A 16,770-nucleotide genomic window follows, 5' to 3' on the forward strand; every position below is an offset into this window, starting at 1 on the left:
CCGCTCACAAGCATTCACAAAAGCGGCAGATGCAAAAGCCCCGCCAGTCGTTTACCGAAGGCAAGCAGCCAACCTAGTCATCAATACCGGACGTAGCAGGATCTCCCCACATCATTGTTCGCTCCTCACCCACCACCATTGCTTGAGTCGCTGTCATGTTCTTCTGTGCCAGACCGCGAAGACTTAACGCATTCGGTAAGTCTTGCTGTTCAGTACGTGCTTTCTTAAGAATCTGCGAAATGCGCCCATTAGAGATCATGGCATAGCTACTGATCTCCGTAGAAGAGACTCCGTCTTCACAGGCAGAGACAATTCGCCGGTCCCTTTCGGCAATCGCTTCCTTGGTTTCACGCTCGCCAGCCTCAATTGCACGCATTGCGCTGGAAATACTAGTGAAGTGCATTTCCCGTCGAATCATTTGGACCGCAGTCACAAGATCAGAAGCCTCCCGTCCCACAGCCTCAGGAGAGCCTTCCTCCTGGAAGCGCAGGGCTGTGTCGATCCAAAGCGTCGCTTCGTCGTTCGCAAACCCCTTTCGGCGCTGATGGGGAATATCTGCGCACTTGTTCATCTCCATCACCTCTGCGAGCGCTAGGTGCAAGGTCTCCAAGTCGATATTGAGATGGGTATGGGCGTACCGGATAAGTGAGAGCGTTTCATCGGCCCAGCGGTGCCCTCGCTTGGTCTGGAGCTCAGCGTCATCACGCAATAGCTGAAGTGTTACACCGACTACACCGCTATTGGCTTCGGCTGTGATGATCCTGGTCCGGATGATGAGGCGGATCGCGAGTGCCCTGAGAGTTGCTGCCGAGGCTGAGCGTGACTCCAGGTAACTGGTGAAATCACCGAGTTTCAAGGCGCTGGATTCTTCGGCGCCCCAAATGTTGGGTGAATACGCGAGGTAGGGACGCGTGACTTCTGGGATGTAGTGAAGCGGTTCGCCGACCTCAAGGTTGAGCTGGGTTTCCCGCGATGGGTCTGCCGCTATTTGTTGCGTGAAGGCTTGCAGGCGGTCAAAAGTTTTCACGGTCATTCCCTCCAGTATTTTAGTGCGCTAAACCAAAGTTTAGCGCACTAAAATACTGACGTCCACAGTTCCCGAGCTTCCAACCAGCCCATCACCGGCCCCAGGATCAAGCCACCGGCCGAAACTAGACACCACGCAATAAGAGGCCAGGGTGCTGAGAGTAGATCAAAGCCACCGCATTTAGACCGATCAACTGCAGGCATTACAACAATCACCAAATTGAAGTCTCTGAACGAACAGGGAACGCCTCATCCCGAAGAACACGACATTTTTCAGATTCCCAGATTCCAAAGCCACCCGAAGCGAAACCCGAGAAATACGGATTGGACACTGGTCATGAGTGGAAGCAATTCTCTGATCAACGAATGGACTGCAGCATAAGATCAAACTTCTGCTACATCAGATAGCGAAAGATAGCAAATCTTTTCCATCGCAAAACCGCTAAAAATCAAAATAATACCGTGTCAACGGCCAATTTCTAACGTTCCGATAACAAATTCTATGATTTCCATTTTTATTCTCAATCACACGGCTAGAGTAATTTCTTAAATTGCCGGTACGTAGATTCGTGCTAAGACATTCACTTTTCTAAACCAGCAGGACTTCAGGTCGCTGCAATGAAGCAAGCGATCCCACACAACTTAAGGAGATTCACATGTCCCTTCTCTCAAAGACTGGATCAATCGTTCTCGCATCGGTCGCCACTTTGAGCCTCTGCGCAAGTACGGCAGTAGCCTCCACCGTGCCCCAAACCCCTACGAACCACCACGCGGCAGAGAAAGCAAGTTTCACGCTTCAAAATATAGCCAGACAAAAAATCAAAGCGCCAGCAGCCTCATACCAATCTATGAAAGCCGCGCAAAACATTGCCAGCGAAGCCGCGGATATACAAATTCTCAAATCGTCAGACAGTTACGCCGTCGCCGACCTCACGATGGCAAACGCCGATAGAGAAAAAGGGCGCGCAATGTGGGCAGCCGCGCCAGACTTCGTGGACCTGTCATGGCAACTTCCGCGAGGAGCTACGGGAGCGGTAATCTTCAAGAACAACCTAGAGATTGCATCTGTCGATTCGGACAACTTCCGCGACACAGACGTCGTGCCTGGCGAACTCGCTTCCTACCGTGTCGAAACTGTCGGCAACGATTCTGCGGAGGCCGCTACGTGGGGATTGGAAGTCACAGTACCGGAAGGAAGCGGAAGCCAATCCAGCATCTCTTCCGCTGCTTCTGACATTTCGGTCGCTGCTGCCGCTCGCACTACGTCTGCAGTAAGGCATCAGACATTTATCCCTATGGCAAAGGTTAATGCACCACCAGCAGGCTGCGGACAGTACAGTGGCTCAAAGTTCGAGTTCGATGGAAATAATCGCTCATGGAATCCCACAGGAGGCTATAAAACCCGCGTAACAGCCGGGATCGACTGGACACAAAATGGAAAACTGACATCAGCCACAAAGGGTGTTTCTCCGACCAAGGTTTACAACAAGTCGACAAAGAAGCTACTAGCAACCAAAACAGCAAGCTCAGCAAACATCTCCGTCTCCCGCCTTTCACTGAGCAACAGCAAAGAAGTCGATCTTCGATTCAAGGTACACGCAGGAAATCCCTTCTGCACCGGTGTACCCAATGCAATTGAAGCCGCATTCACCATGACCGTGACACGAGCAGGCAGCTGGTCCATCATCTCCGGCGAACACCGACAGATGCCAAACCATGAAATCGCCATTCACGGAGGCAACGGAGCCTTCCGGAACGTCTACACTCGTGCATATAAAGATGCCACCTGCCTGGTCCGATTTGTCTGCCCAGTGGTCAAGCTTGCAGGATACCGTGGAGGGTACTAATTTACGATGAAAACTTCCCAATCGATACTGAAGGTACCGATTTACGCAGTACTACTAGGCCTTCTCCTAATAGTTCCAATCCTTCCTTCTTACATCGCATCAACTGGACTCGTGAACGAAGCGATTCACAACAAACTCACCTTTGTCGATCAAACGCTTCTCGACCCCTGGCGCTGGGTTGGTTCACTCCTGGTATTAGCTCTTGTCCTAGGCGGCACACACATACGGACCATGCCACCCCTCAAATGGGCAATCTTCTTCTGCATTGCCATGATTGCCTACTCGACACCCATCCTGATCTCAGCAGGCAACTGGACTGGATACCCGCCTGCCGAAGTATTGAATTGGATTATGGTCTTTGCAGTGGCCGATATCGCAACCCTACATGGACCTCTCGCAGGACTGCTCTCCATAGGCGTACTCGGAATACTCAGAAGAATAAAATCTCCCCAAACAAAGCCGGACCATACTTCAACAGATAACGGGTTCTCCCACAATGCCCGGTACCGCTAACCTTGCAGAAATTTCTACCGAAATAACGCATAGGCATACACACAGCTAAATAAAGAAAGTTCGTTCACATCACACTTGAGCTGTCATGATCCTGTGAGACACGCGTTCGTAGGAGAATGTGTGCATGACCAGACGTCAGAAGTTCACCCCGGAATTCCGTGCCGAAGCAATAGAGCTGGTGATCTCGTCCCAGAAGAGCCTCATGGAGGTCGCAGCAAGCCTGGGCATCAATAAAGGAACCCTGGGTAACTGGGTCCGCGCCTACCGCGCCGAGCACCCCGAAGCGGAAACCGAAGAACGAGGCCCTGTGGAGTGGGCCCAATACGAGATGCTGCGCAAGAAATTGCTAGAGGTGAAACGGGAGAACGAATTTTTAAAAGATGTCAGCGCCTATTTCGCGTCGAACAACAAGAAATAAGCGCCGCTTTCAACTTCATCAAATCCCATACCGGCCAGTACGCGGTGAAGTGGATGTGCCAGAAACTCAGTTTTTCCCGGGCCGCCTATTACCGGTGGCTGAACCCCTCCAAGCAGCTGAGTGAAGCTAAAGTCTTGCGGGCGCACCGGTCGAAACTAGTTTGAGACGAATACGAGGCGTCCAACCAAGTTGCTGGCGCCGGCCATCTGGTGGACTTGATCCGCAATAACCAAGAAGAAGAGATCCCGAAGTCCACAATCCTGTCGATCATGAAGGAACTCGGAATCGAGGACAAGCTGATGAGCGGGTTCAAGACCACGACAGTGCGTGATCATCAGGCTCGGACGGCGCATATCAAGAACCATATGGTCGATAAGCTCGGCAAGCGTGACTTCCGTTCCTCACGCACTGGGGCGAAGCTGGTTGGCGATATTACTTACCTGCGTACCGGTAAGGGCTGGTTGTATCTGGCTACGGTGATCGATTTGTACTCGCGTCAGATCGTGGGCTGGTCGATGGCAGAGAACATGCAGACGCAGTTGGTAATTGATGCGATGGAAATGGCTGTTTCGCGGGGTTTCATCCGCCCTGGCAGCGTTTTCCACTCAGACCGAGGCACGCAGTACACCGCGGATGTATTCCAGAGGTGGTGCGCTGCGCACGGGGTTCGGCAGTCGATGGGCCGCACCGGGGTGTGTTGGGATAACGCCGTAGCTGAGTCAGCGTTTTCAACGATCAAGAATGAGATGTTCCATCACCGGGCGTTCACTAGCCGCATGGCGGCCCGGACTTCGGTGATGGAGTACATCGAGACTTGGTACAACTGTGAGACTTTTTCTAGCTGGTCTGGGACGAGCTGGCAGGATGGGTGCAGGCCGCCCACCTCCGTAGGAGTGACTCTTGGTACAACTGCCCCTCTGGGTGTCATTTGATTGACTTGTCCGCCCACGGTGGTGGATTGGCCGGTGCCCGCCCGGCCCACCTCGGTAGCTTCATTAGAAGATTGTCCGCCCCTTTGGACGTGACCCTTCACAGTTCTGTTCCGTCGTGATTCCTACCCGGACTGGCGCCGGCCGTTAGCGGCTACCCACCAAGTCCATCACCAGAGGAAAAGAACGGTGACCGCCATGTCAATCGTCTCTCAATGTCACCCATTTGTCGTGGGTGTCGACACTCACGCACGCAACCATGTCTATGCTATCCTCGATGCCACCAACGGCGCGTTGCTAGACACCCAATCATTCCCGACCACCGCGGCCGGCATCAACCGGGCCATCAAATAGGTGGCCAGGCGCACCGACGCCGACGCCGACACCCTCTGGGTCATCGAAGGGGCCGCGTCCTACGGAGCGATCCTCGCCGGCACCGTGGCATCGGCAAATCCGACGTGTTAGATGCCCACCGATTGGCTAGGGCTGTTCTCCCTTTGCCGGTTGAGAAACTGCGTCATCCCCGCATGAATGAGGGGATCCGTCAGGGCTTGCGAATTCTGGTGACTGCTCGCGAATCCATAAGCAAAGGCCGAACCCGTTCGGTAAACGCCTTGAATGCTCTGGTACGCAGCAATGGCGTTGGCGTTGATGCGCGAAGGAAGCTCACCTCGGTACAAGTCGAGGAGATCTCCCGGTGGCGTGAACGAGAAGAAGAACTATCTTTGGGTATCGCGCGTGCCGAGGCGGTTCGGCTGGCGAAGCACATCTTGGATCTGGAAGAACAACTGAAATCCAACGAGCAGAAATTGGATGAGCTGGTCAAGGTCAGCGAGGCTGCGCCTCTGCTAATGGAGAAGGGCTTCCGGGCCGTGGCCGCGGCGAAGTGTTTGGTGGCTTGGTCGTATGAGGGACGAGTTCGCAGTGAAGCCGCTTTCGCCTGCCTTGCGGGGGTGAATCCCATCCCAGCGTCGTCGGGGAACACGGTTCGGCATCGGCTGAACAGGGGAGGCAATCGAAGACTCAACAGCACTCTTCACATGGCCGCGATTAACCGAATGACCTATGATGCCGAGACGCGAAACTACATTGAGAAACGTCGCGCCGAAGGCAAGACTGACAAAGAGATTCGGCGGTGCATCAAACGCTATCTGGCTCGTCGTGTGTTTAGAATTCTGACAGCATCGGCACGAGCGCAAAAGGCGCAGGAAGCATCTTGACAGATATAGAAGAGTCAGGAAGCGTCCTCATACGGCTAATGGTGGGTTGAGCCCTCAGGCGGTCCTGGATTTGTATGAGGAGAGGTTTTCTCAGGCTGTTGCGGCTTGAGGGTATTTAGGAAACAATCAAAGATTGTGTCTCAGAAACTTGACCAGCTCAGATCGTGGTTGTACTAGCGCACTATATTGTTCTCATTTGCACCACTTTTCGAAAAACCAGTTTCAGTGATTCGAGCTCAAAACTGTAGAACCACTTTCATCAATCCTGAGACCATTTAGTGATCTTGTGCTCTGCGTCGATGGTTCTCACGGTTCCTGTTTTGGAGCGCATGACAATGGATTGTGTAGTCAACTTAGCACTGTCGACGGTGACTCCCTTGAGCAGGTCGCCGTTGGTGATTCCGGTCGCCGCGAAGAAGCAGTTCTCGCTGTTGACTAGATCATTGGTGGAATAGATCTTTTCCATGTCCAAGCCAGCGTGCAGGCCCCTGTCCTGTTCTTCTGGGGAGGTTGGCATTAGCCGACCCTGGATCACTCCGCCCAGCGCTTTGATGGCGCACGCCGTCACGACGCCCTCTGGTGAACCGCCGATGCCCATGAGGGCATCAATGCCTGTGTTGCCACGCACTGCGGCGATGGCTGCGGCCACATCTCCATCAATGACCGCTTGGGTACGAGCGCCGGCTTCATGGATTTCACGCACAAGATCCTGGTGCCTGTCGCGGTCCAGGACGCTCACTGTTAACTGGCTGATGCTGAGACCCTTGGCCTTGGCAATCAGGCGCAGATTTTCTTTGACCGGCAGACGCAGATCAACGTCATCGGCGGCTTCGGGACCAGTGACGAGTTTTTCCATGTAGAACACGGAAGAGGCATCCAGCATGCTCCCTGCGTCGGCAACGGCTAGCACCGACAGGGCATTATTGAACCCCAGTGCTGCCAGGCGGGTTCCGTCGATCGGGTCCACGGCGACATCGAACTTTTGCCCTGTTCCATTTCCAACTCGTTCGCCGTTGTAGAGCATGGGCGCTTGGTCTTTTTCCCCTTCTCCGATGACCACGACCCCGTCGAAATTGACCGTCGCCAGCTGCAAGCGCATTGCATCCACGGCCGCCCCGTCGGCGCTGTTCTTGTCGCCGGCTCCGACCCATGGCGTGGCCGCGATGGCCGCTGCCTCCGTCGCCCGCACGAGTTCCAGCGCCAGATTTCGATCTTTGTGGGGCTTGGACGAGGAAGCGGGGGATGCGATGGTCATTAATGCTCCATGGATAGTTGGTAGTTGCTGCTGGATGAGGCCCGGAGGCCGGGTTCAGGCCTTGGCCGAGTGCTGCTGGGCCGCTGGGAGGGATTTTTTGGCCTGCCCAGGGTCTTCGGTGCTCTTGAGGGTGAGGCAGAGCAATGCGCCGATGATGTAGATCGCCGCGAAGACCCAGATGGTGGCTTGCAGGTTTTGGGATCCGCCGAGAACGCCGACCAGGACTGGGCCGACGAAAGAGGAGAGGCCGGCCGCCAGCGTATAGACGGCGAGGGCATTTGCACGTTCGCTTGGTTGGACAATGGCTGGGACGAGGGCCGTCAGCGGAACGAACCCGGCCAGTCCGATGGAGAATACCGACCAGCAAAGTACCGTGATCCAGAACTGCGGCCCCACAGCCAGCGGCACGTAGTACAGCAGGACAAGCCCGATGGCGCTCATGACGCAGCCAAACCACATGACGGTATTTCGCCAGCCGAACCGGTCCCCGATGACCCCGAAGAAGAGGTTGGCGAAGATATTGGCGGTGTAGACGATCGTGACGATGAGCAGATACTGAGCTTGGGAGAACCCGATGACTTCAACGAAATAGATTGGAGCCACAATGAAGAGGGCGAAATTGGGAGCTGTGTTTATCAGGCGGACTACCGATCCGACGGTGACCTTGGGTTCGCGCCAGATGATGCTCAGGCCTTGGGCCATTCCCTGGAGTACCGTTCCGTTGCCAGTGGCTACTGGTCCGGCATGGGTGCGGTCGCGAATGCCGAAGAGTGCTAGTGCTGCGCCCAATGCGACAAGGGCAACTGACAACCAGAGCGTGCCTTCTTCTCCCAGGATGGGAATTGTCTTGCTGGCGACGAGGGACCCAAGCGTTGGCAGGCCTGCGCCGAAGGCAAACCAGAACCAGCCCACGGAGGTGCCTCGTTGTTTTGCGGGTGCTGCGAGGTTGATCCACACCAGGAACGCATAGGCGAAGAACGGGTAGCCGATGCCGCGCAGGACGTAGGCGAGAACCGCGATCCACTGGATGCCCAGATGGACACCGAAACCCAGGAAGATCGCTTCGAAAACGACCCAGTTGATGGCGCCGATCCACATCACCTTGCGAGGGCCAAAAACGTTGGACAGGGCACCTGACAACCATGAACCGAGGGTCACGAAGATGCCGTAGGCGCTGATGGTCAGCGTTGCGGCGTTTTCGGTGAAACCCTGGCTATTGACGAGGAACGGGGCGAGGTAATTGGACTCGACCCCGTCGCCGATCATGAATATGAGGATTCCGACGAACCCCAGAAGCAGTGGTGCGGGAAGGCCGAGCTTATCGAGAACTTTGTGTGAAGTCCTGGTGGGTGGTTGGTTCATGGTGGAATCCTCAGAGGTGGAATTGGGCGCGCCAACCGCCATCGCTCCAAGGAATGCATAGTGGAGCGATGGTTGTGGCTGCCGGAAGGCTAGTTGACGATCTGGACTTTGATTTGGTCCGGGCTGGTGGCGGCTTTTAGCGCTTCGGCATAGTCTTCGAGTTGGTACAGGGACGTCACGAGATTCTCAAGACGTGGTTGGAGGTCGACCATGCGTTCGGCTGATTCAGCGTACTTTTCAGCGAGCGAGTTCGAACCGATGATGCTCAGCTCCTTGGCAAAAACCTCATAGGGGTTCAGCTGCACCGTTGCCTCCGGGGAGGCCACGCCCATCTGAATGAGGCGGCCCCGAGTGCCGAGCGATGCGATCGCTTGGCCAATGGCTGCGGGGTGGCCGCTGGCATCGAGGGCGATGTCGAAGGAGTCGCGGTTCAGGTGCTCAAGCGACGATACTGCGTGCATTGCTCCCAGCTCTGCCGCCGCTTCTCGTCGTGCCTGGTTCGGCTCGACCACTCGAATTCCTGCGGCTCCTTCGGCTTCGGCGAGAATGATGGCCATCAGGCCGATGGATCCTGCCCCGAAGATGACGATTTCTTGCTCCCGCCAATCCGGGACGCGTTCCAATGCGTGCAGGACGCAAGAGAATGGCTCAATCAGCGGAGCGGCGCGATGCGAGATCGAATCACTGATCTTGTGGACGATGCGGCTTGGCACGGCGACGAACTCAGCGCACGAGCCATCGACCGCGACACCCACCGGGCGCAGGTCAAGGCAGAGGTTGGTCGCGCCCTTGTGGCACCACTGGCAGGTCCCGCAGGAAATGTTGGGGTTGACGCCTACGTAATCTCCTTCGTGGAATCTGGTGACGCCTGCTCCGACTTCCGTGATGTAGCCGGCGAACTCGTGGCCTGGCACAACGGGAAATTTTCCGTGCGGGTAGTCTCCTGAAACCAGATGCAAGTCCGTACCGCAAACGCCGGTTCCTACCGGAGAAATGACGACCCACCCTTCTGCGGCAGTTGGGACTGGAACATCCTGAATCTCGATGCCGCCTCGGCCGTCAGCAACTGCTGCGCGCATGGTTTTGGCCATTTCTTCTGTTCCCCTTTGACGCTAAAAGATGCTTCGGCGGTTGCCGACCAATTTATGCTAACGTGATGCACAGCATATTGTCTAGTCTGTACATACAAGATTGGAATCAAATCTGCGAATCAACGCGATACCATGTGAATCAAGGAGGATTCAGTGACCATCACAATCGATCGCAGCTCACCAGTTCCTTACTACGAGCAACTTCTCGGCATACTTCGGGAACACATTGTCGAGGGCAAATACCCCCAAGGAGAGAAGCTGCCCAGTGAGCTCGAACTCAGCCGCGATTATGGCTTGGCAAGGGCCACTGTGCGCCAAACGCTGTTGAAGCTGGAAAACGAAGGCTACGCGCGCAAAGTGGCGCGGAGGGGGGTCTTCGCAACGCTGCCTCCTGCTCCGTCGGGCTGGATTGTCCAGGACACTGAAGGCTTCTTGGAATCCCAGATGCAGCATGGGCGCACGGGAATAGAAACCCATGTCATCAGTTCGGGTTTTGTCGTGCCGGCCGAGCACGTCACCCAGGCGCTGGGCCTTCCTGCCCACGAGCAGGTGTACTTCATCGAGCGCTCGCGCACGTTGGATCAAGAACCAGCGCTCTATAGCGTGAACTGGTTTCCGGCAGAGATCGGGACCCTCATCGCCAAAGACCGTGCAGTCCTGGACGGCACAGGTTCTGTCAACGCTGCATTGCGCCGTGAAGGCCTGAATATAGCAGGCGCGAAGCGCGTGATACATGCCTTGCCTGCGACCGAGGTCGTCGCAAAGCACCTGCGGGTCTCCATTGGGTTCCCGGTCCTGCGGATCTGCTCGCAGTCCTGGGATAGCTCCCATGGGGTCTTCGATTACTTCGAGACCTGGGTCCGTACCGACACGGTTCCGCTGGAAGTCAACGTCACCGCCGCAGCGTAATTAAACGCTGTTGGGGCTGGGCTCGGCGATTCACGCCGAGCCCAGCCCCCAACAGCATCATGGACAAATCAGTTCAAGTACCCGAGCCGATCCATTGCACTTTGATGCTGGTCGAGAATCCGGGACTCATGAGCCATGGGCGGCAGCTGCACGGCTTCGACCTGCCATTGGGGGAATTCCCCATCAAGCGCCGCGGCTGCTTGCATTGCGGCACCTTTGGCCACATATTCGTCCGGTTCAGGGATGATCATGGGCAAATCAACCAGCTGGGACAGAACTGTCTGCACTGCGGCGCTAGGCGCCGCACCGCCGATCAGAAGCAATCGCTGCGACTCCAATCCGCACTGCTTGAGGGCATCCAGCATTCCAACTTGGCTAGCAAGCGTTCCTTCGATGATTGCGCGCGCAAAGTTCGGCCGCGTGAAATTCCCGAGCGTCGCATCGTGCAGTGAAGCACGGGCCGTTGGCAGATCGGGGGTCCGCTCGCCTTCGAAGAAGGGCAGCAGCGTCAAGCCGCCCGCACCGGGATTGGCCTGCAAGGCGAGCTCTGATAGCTCGGTGTAGCTGCAGTTCAAGAGCGCGGCACCGGCCTCGAAATTTCTTGCGGCATTGAATGTCGCAACCAGCGGCAGGTGCTTGCCTGTGGCATCGGCGTAGTTGCAGACGTAGCCGTTGAGGTCGTGCACTGATTTATCGGATCGTGTATAGACCACCCCTGAAGTACCCAGAGACATGACGACATCGCCATTATTGATGCCCAGGGAGAGCGCTGCGGCTGCGTTGTCGCCGCTGCCCACGCCAATGGGAATGCCCTCCGGGATCCCCGGGATTCCACGCCCGGTGACGCCTGCAACGTCTGTGGGCCCAAGGATCTTTGGCAAGAGCACTTCCTTGCCCAGGGCATGCTTGACCAGATCCAGGCAGTAATCCCCGTTGTCGGGAGACCAATAACCGGTGCCGCTTGCTTCGGAGCGGTCGGTCATCAGGCGGGCGAGATTTCCTCCTGGTCCCTCGCCCATGAGCCGCCAGGAGAGCCAGTCATGCACCACGGCTACTGCAAAGGTGCGGTCGGCAGCGTCGGGACGCTCATCTTTCAGCCAGCGCAGCTTGGAAACGGTATCGGAGAGGGTAATAGGCAAGCCGGTGCGCTTGATCCATTCGTCTTTCCCCAGTTCATCGTTGAGTGCAACCATATGGCTGTGGGAGCCGAGATCATTCCATAAAGGAGAATCTGTGGTCACGCTTCCGTTGACGTCAAGGAAGATCGGCGTGTGCTGCTGCCCGCTAATTGATATCGCGGAGACATCCGAGAAGCCTCCGGCGCGGCGAACCGCGGTGAGGAGCGCTTCCCACCATACTTCTGGATCGACGATCGTTGACGAAGGGTGGGAGGCCTTGCCCCAGCGGACCTGCTTTCCTGTTGCGAGATCCCTCACGGTGACTTTGCAGCTTTGGGTCGAAGAGTCGATACCGGCTATCAGTGTGGCGTTCGAGGCGTGGTCGCTGTCGGTGACCCTGATGGCACTCATGCGGGGAATCCCTTCATGTATTCCCACTTGGCTGAATTATCAGCACGCCATTTCATGAGCTGCGTATGGCGTTCGAGGTTCGGGTGGATCTCGAAGACGTCATTCTCGTACCAGCTGATGGGCGAGCCCGAAGCAAGGACTTGGGCGCCGCGAGATACGACTTCGGGGAATCGGGAGACTGCCAGCGGAACTCCGAGGTAATCAGCTTTCAACTGGAGCCAGAGCATATTCCCGCTGGCCGGGCCAATGACTTTCACTCGATCAACTGGCTCGTCGAATAGGGCAAGGACATCGTGGAACTGAGCCACCATGCCCAAGAAGGTTCCGAAGACGAGCTGTTCCATGGTGCTGTTGTTCCCCAGGCCTGAGATAACAGCTGTAGCGCCCGAGTTCTTGGTTGGAGGTGGACTGCCTCTGAACTGCGGGAGGACCAGGGGGATGTGGCCGAGGTCGATAACGCCCGATACGTACTTCTCGTGGAGATCTTCGAGGACTCCATTGAGCGTGATCGCGGTAGTGTCCAAGAGCTTCTGCAAGGTCGCGAATGCGGATCCGCCGGTAGGGATCGAAGCGAAGAGGGTGTAGTGGTCCCCGGTGCACGAAATCCCGTTGGCCAATTTGGCGTGCTCTGCATCTTTGTCAAGGCGTGGCTGGTCGCGCAGCATCAGCAGCCCCTCGGTGGTCCCAGTCGAATTGAGCAGTTCGCCTGGCTGGAGTGAGGCACCGACAGCTCCGACCATGTGGTCGTGCCCGGCGACATGTACGCGCGTTTCCGGGTCCAGGCCTACTTCAGCGGCAAATGCCGAGGTGATCTCATGCCCGATTTTCGCAGGCGCAAGGGGTGGGAAATTGGAGGTGTGCAAACCAAAGTCCTGGCACACCTCAGCCGACCAGGTTTTGCTGGTCAGGTCCAAGGCCATGGTTCTGCTGGCCAGCGAGAGCTCGGACCAGCGCGTGCCGGTCATGGTTGCTGCGACGTATTCAGCTATGTTGAGCCAGTAGCTTGCTTCCGCTGCGTCTCCGGCCCGGTTGGCAGTCCAGGCAGTTTTTGAGATGCCGTAGTTTCCGTTGACCGGCAGGCCTGTTACGCGGTAGACCCGGGCTCGCTGTTCCTTGCTGAGCTTCGCCAGGTACTCGGTACCTCTTTGGTCATGCCAAAGCACCATTGGGGATACCAGCGCGATATCTTCGTCAACAAGTCCACCGGATTCGCCGACCCCCGTGATGGCAATACGCTGCACTGATTCACGTTGCTGGGGCTCCAGCTGGCGAATGAATGAATGGATGACGGACAGCAGCTCTGCTGCGTCGTAGATCTCTCCGAATTCATCATTGACGGTGGGGGTCGCCGCCCGGCGTACGAGGGCAAGTCCGCCGTCGGGACGGAAGAGGCAAAGCTTGACACTGGTGGTTCCGATGTCAATGGTGATGGTACCGAGCACCAAGGTTCTCCTTGACTAGTTCACTGACGGGTTGAACATCCGAATACGGCGTTCGACAACGTCGGCAATGGCGTTTACTGACTGCTTCGATACTCGAATCAGGGATACTTCATCGGGGTTGGCGTTGTAGGCCTCGCCAAAGCTGCGGATCATGGCATTGCGCAAGTCGCTGGCTACATTGACCTTCACGACGCCGAACTCGCCGAGGCGGGCCAGCTGTTCTTCTGGCAGGCCTGAGCCGCCGTGGATGACCAGTGGGACCGAGCTTGCTTCTCGAACCTTGCTCAGCAAATCGAAATCGATGCGTGCATCCGGGGAGTATCCGTGGACATTTCCGACGGAGACTGCCAGCATGTCGCAACCAACTTTGGCAATGAAGTCAGCGACCTGCGAAGGGTCGGTTGAATTAGCGATTTCTGGCCCATGGTCGTCTTCCTTGCCGCCGATGCTCCCGAGTTCTGCTTCTAGGGAGATCTCCGGACCGCACAGGTCTCGAGCGATTTGGGAAACGCGTACGTTCTCTTCATAGGGCTCTTCAGAAGCGTCGATCATGATGGAAGTGAACTTTGCCGCCAGGGCATCCTTGACGGGCTGGATCGATTTGCCGTGATCCAAGTGCAAAGCGACCGGAACCGGGCAGTCTGCAAGGCGTCGGCTGACCATGTCGTAGATGTAGTCGAAGCCCGAGAGGACGGCATTGGTCGGAGCGACCTGGATGAAGGTCGGGACGCCTGTGCGCTCGATGGCTTCGACGATTCCCATGGTTGTTTCGATGTTGGTGGTGTTGAATGCGCCGGCAACCAACTTTTCCTCGGTGCATTTCGCGATGACTTCATGTCCGCTGACTAGTGGCATGGATTCATGATCCTTTCGGGTCGGTGTTTCGGGTTAGGAGTTCTTGGTGTGTCCGGTGTTCGCGGATTCGACATCTGTCAGGTCGTCGAGTGCCAGGCCCTGCTCCACGGCCTTCTGCGCCTCATCCGGTACCTGGAGCCAGCGAACCGAGATGCCAGCGAGGACATAGAGCGCTGCAAAGATGATGGTGACTCCACCGGCACCGAGCGGTGCCAGGAAGATCGCGACGATCAGCGGTCCAACGAACGTCGCGGCGCCTGCTCCGAGGTTGAGCACCGCAATGGCATTGCCCTTCTGGCCGGGTGCCATGAGGGACATCAGCACGGAGATCGGGGTGAATCCAGCCAAGGTAATACCGAAGAGCGCGGAGCAGAGCGCTGCGACCCAATAATCGTCGTTGACATATTGCGGGAGGAAGTAGAACAGCGTGACAGCGACGGCTGAGCCGATGCAGCCAAACCAGCGCAGCGTCCGGTGCCAGCCGAGCTTGTCGCTGAGCACCCCGAAGAACAGGTTTGCGAAGATGTTGGCTGCGCCCAGGATGAAGACGAGCTGGAGCCATCCTGAAGTTCCGAAGCCCAGATCATCGGCGAACACCGCCGGGAAGAAGACGAACAGGCCAAATTGCGGTGCGGTATTGACGACACGAACCAGGCAGCCGAGGCCGACTCGCGGGTTGGTGAATGCGATGGCGACGCTGTTGACGAGGCTGCGTCCGACAGTGACGTCCTGCGGAACGAGCCGTTCGCCGCCCTGCGCTTTGCGAAGCCCGACCAGCGAAACGATGCCGCCGAGGATGACCAATCCCAAGGAGACCCAGAACGTCAGGTACTGGCCGATCAAGGGCTCGGTTCCGCTGGCGACCAGGGAACCCAGCGTGGGCAGGCCGCCGGTAAAGGCGAAATAGAACCATCCCACTGCGGAGCCGAGGCGGTTTGCAGGGCTTGCGCCAAGAACCCATACCAGGAAGCCGTAGGCGAAAAGCGGGTAGGCAATACCGCGAAGCCCGTAAACAACGAGCATAAGCGTGAAATTCTCGGCGGGCAGTGCGACAGCCAGGAAAACAACCTGGAGTGCGGCCCATAACGCCAGGCCGATCAGCATTACCCGCCGGGGACCCCAGACGTCCGACAATGCTCCGGAGAGCCAAGAACCCAGAGTGACCATGAGTCCGTAGACGGAGATGATGACTGCCGCGTTGGTTTCCGACCCGGCTCCGTGGGCAGCAAGGTACGGAGCGATGTACCCTGACTCCACTCCATCGCCAATCATGAAGAGGAGTAGGCCTACGAAGCCCCAGACAAGCGGCCGAGGCAGGCCCAGTTTTTCAATGAGCCCCTGAGAGGGCTGATAAGAGCCCGAATTCGTCGTTGAAGACATGCGATTCCTTCTGATCCCGAGCGGTAATCCGCGAGTGTGGCCTTGACGGCAGGAAGCCGGACAGATCGCACAACTCTTGCCTGGCTGGTATGTACAGACTGTACCAGAATAATGAGACGCGCAACACTCCCAAATTGAGCCGCACACAAACCCTCTCCGCCAACCAAACCACGACCACACAATCGAAACGAACAGCGCCAAAACAACCATCAGGTTCATCGCATGACATCGACCCGCAAACCCACACAGGGCCACACCTTTGTAGGCAACATTAACCAACCAACCATCGTCGGAATTTAGTAAAATACAATTTGCTACAATTAGGAAGGTCAGATCAACCTCACCCAAGGACAACCCCATGCGCGGACTCACCCTCGAACAAGCAGCCGACAAAGCAGGCATCAAACCCGCCTACTTCCGCTACCTCATGTCCCAACTCAACGGCACCAACCTCGACCTACGCACCCCACCAGAACCAGGCGAACGCGCTCGCCGGTACAGCCCGCAGAAGCTTGCAGCCTGGATAAAGAACGGGAAGCCGCTTCCAGCGTCTGAGCGGACTTCGGTTCCAGAAGATACCGATGCGCAGACGCACGTGGCCGGAACAGCGGTCAGGACTACCAATGGCAACGGGTGGACTGTTTCCGTTGAAGATCCATCCATCCTGGTAGAGGCCAACACCTTACAGCGGGCTTGGTCCTTGAGTCGCATGAAAGCTGCGGAAAAACTAGGGATCGAGCTAGAAGAACTGGTTGTCGACGTCACCGTTGAATTCCCCGCTGAACAAGCTGCGCACTTCGAGACAGGGCGCCAGCTCGCAGTCGAGGCAGAAGCTACACGCCTGAAGGCGGAGCAGCATCGGTTGGAAGGAATTCGGGGCTTGGTCAAGGCCGGTTGGAGAAACAATGAGATCGCTGCTGCGATGGGAATGACTCCCCAACGCATTCAGCAATTGCTGGCAGGTAAATAGTCGGGGACATACCAGTTTGGCCTG

Annotated in this window: 12 protein-coding genes and 2 pseudogenes; 6 read left to right on the top strand and 8 right to left on the bottom strand. The window is 56.8% G+C overall.

Annotated features, from left to right (window positions below; translation table 11 throughout):
* Positions 1-73 precede the first annotated feature (73 nt).
* Positions 74-1,027 carry a hypothetical protein gene (locus tag M2368_RS17015; RefSeq protein ID WP_133834538.1) on the bottom strand — a complete coding sequence of 318 codons (954 nt, stop codon included), beginning with the start codon at positions 1,025-1,027 and terminating at the stop codon, positions 74-76.
* A 655-nt stretch (positions 1,028-1,682) separates the two neighbouring features.
* On the opposite strand from M2368_RS17015, the gene M2368_RS17020 reads away from it, so the two are divergent.
* The 4 genes and pseudogenes from M2368_RS17020 to M2368_RS17035 all read left to right on the top strand — a co-directional run bounded on the left by M2368_RS17020 (position 1,683) and on the right by M2368_RS17035 (position 5,953).
* Positions 1,683-2,873, top strand: a complete 1,191-nt coding sequence (locus M2368_RS17020; protein ID WP_133834539.1) for a DUF3238 domain-containing protein — start codon at positions 1,683-1,685, stop codon at positions 2,871-2,873.
* Between the two features lie 6 nt (positions 2,874-2,879).
* Positions 2,880-3,386, top strand: a complete 507-nt coding sequence (locus M2368_RS17025; protein ID WP_133834540.1) for a hypothetical protein — start codon at positions 2,880-2,882, stop codon at positions 3,384-3,386.
* A 124-nt stretch (positions 3,387-3,510) separates the two neighbouring features.
* Positions 3,511-4,628, top strand: a pseudogene (locus M2368_RS17030) (IS3 family transposase); the annotation flags it as partial.
* A 303-nt stretch (positions 4,629-4,931) separates the two neighbouring features.
* Positions 4,932-5,953: pseudogene (locus tag M2368_RS17035) on the top strand (IS110 family transposase).
* 259 nt (positions 5,954-6,212) lie between these two features.
* On the opposite strand, the gene glpX reads toward M2368_RS17035, so the two are convergent.
* The 3 genes from glpX to M2368_RS17050 form a co-directional block, all read right to left on the bottom strand.
* Positions 6,213-7,208: a class II fructose-bisphosphatase gene (gene glpX, locus M2368_RS17040; RefSeq protein ID WP_133834541.1), complete on the bottom strand. Its 996-nt coding sequence runs from the start codon at positions 7,206-7,208 to the stop codon at positions 6,213-6,215.
* A gap of 54 nt (positions 7,209-7,262) precedes the next feature.
* Entirely contained in the window at positions 7,263-8,570 is a 1,308-nt protein-coding gene (locus tag M2368_RS17045) for an MFS transporter (protein WP_166650828.1), read from the bottom strand.
* Between the two features lie 89 nt (positions 8,571-8,659).
* Positions 8,660-9,661, bottom strand: coding sequence for an alcohol dehydrogenase catalytic domain-containing protein (locus M2368_RS17050; protein ID WP_133834543.1), 1,002 nt, complete (start codon positions 9,659-9,661; stop codon positions 8,660-8,662).
* Positions 9,662-9,814: 153 nt separating this feature from the next.
* Here M2368_RS17050 and M2368_RS17055 point away from each other — a divergent pair, with 153 nt between their 5' ends.
* Positions 9,815-10,570 (top strand): GntR family transcriptional regulator, encoded by a 756-nt coding sequence (locus M2368_RS17055; RefSeq protein ID WP_133834544.1) that lies wholly within the window; start codon positions 9,815-9,817, stop codon positions 10,568-10,570.
* Positions 10,571-10,638: 68 nt separating this feature from the next.
* Here the strand turns inward: M2368_RS17055 and M2368_RS17060 are convergent, their stop codons facing one another.
* Genes M2368_RS17060 through M2368_RS17075 form a run of 4 tightly spaced genes read right to left on the bottom strand, consistent with a single transcriptional unit; the run spans position 10,639 to position 15,776 of the window.
* Positions 10,639-12,099, bottom strand: a complete 1,461-nt coding sequence (locus M2368_RS17060; protein ID WP_133834545.1) for an FGGY family carbohydrate kinase — start codon at positions 12,097-12,099, stop codon at positions 10,639-10,641.
* Entirely contained in the window at positions 12,096-13,541 is a 1,446-nt protein-coding gene (locus M2368_RS17065) for an FGGY-family carbohydrate kinase (RefSeq protein ID WP_166650829.1), read from the bottom strand. Before M2368_RS17065 ends, M2368_RS17060 begins: the two co-directional genes overlap by 4 nt.
* Positions 13,542-13,556: 15 nt before the next feature.
* Entirely contained in the window at positions 13,557-14,396 is an 840-nt protein-coding gene (locus M2368_RS17070; protein ID WP_133834547.1) for a class II fructose-bisphosphate aldolase, read from the bottom strand.
* Between the two features lie 33 nt (positions 14,397-14,429).
* Positions 14,430-15,776: an MFS transporter gene (locus M2368_RS17075; protein WP_133834548.1), complete on the bottom strand. Its 1,347-nt coding sequence runs from the start codon at positions 15,774-15,776 to the stop codon at positions 14,430-14,432.
* A 358-nt stretch (positions 15,777-16,134) separates the two neighbouring features.
* Between M2368_RS17075 and M2368_RS17080 the strand changes: the two genes are divergently transcribed.
* A complete protein-coding gene (locus M2368_RS17080) occupies positions 16,135-16,746 on the top strand; it encodes a hypothetical protein (RefSeq protein ID WP_133834549.1) in 612 nt (203 codons plus the stop codon).
* Positions 16,747-16,770 lie beyond the last annotated feature (24 nt).

Origin of the sequence: Arthrobacter sp. JUb119 (assembly GCF_024807995.1) — a bacterium.
Lineage (GTDB): Bacteria > Actinomycetota > Actinomycetes > Actinomycetales > Micrococcaceae > Glutamicibacter.

What these genes read in the sequence shown, in the direction of transcription:
- M2368_RS17020 (WP_133834539.1), top strand. Translation starts at nt 1,683, where the DNA reads ATGTCCCTTCTCTCAAAGACTGGATCAATCGTTCTCGCATCGGTCGCC.
- M2368_RS17025 (WP_133834540.1), top strand. Translation starts at nt 2,880, where the DNA reads ATGAAAACTTCCCAATCGATACTGAAGGTACCGATTTACGCAGTACTA.
- glpX (WP_133834541.1), bottom strand. Translation starts at nt 7,208, where the DNA reads ATGACCATCGCATCCCCCGCTTCCTCGTCCAAGCCCCACAAAGATCGA.
- M2368_RS17045 (WP_166650828.1), bottom strand. Translation starts at nt 8,570, where the DNA reads ATGAACCAACCACCCACCAGGACTTCACACAAAGTTCTCGATAAGCTC.
- M2368_RS17050 (WP_133834543.1), bottom strand. Translation starts at nt 9,661, where the DNA reads ATGGCCAAAACCATGCGCGCAGCAGTTGCTGACGGCCGAGGCGGCATC.
- M2368_RS17060 (WP_133834545.1), bottom strand. Translation starts at nt 12,099, where the DNA reads ATGAGTGCCATCAGGGTCACCGACAGCGACCACGCCTCGAACGCCACA.
- M2368_RS17070 (WP_133834547.1), bottom strand. Translation starts at nt 14,396, where the DNA reads ATGCCACTAGTCAGCGGACATGAAGTCATCGCGAAATGCACCGAGGAA.
- M2368_RS17075 (WP_133834548.1), bottom strand. Translation starts at nt 15,776, where the DNA reads ATGTCTTCAACGACGAATTCGGGCTCTTATCAGCCCTCTCAGGGGCTC.
- M2368_RS17080 (WP_133834549.1), top strand. Translation starts at nt 16,135, where the DNA reads ATGCGCGGACTCACCCTCGAACAAGCAGCCGACAAAGCAGGCATCAAA.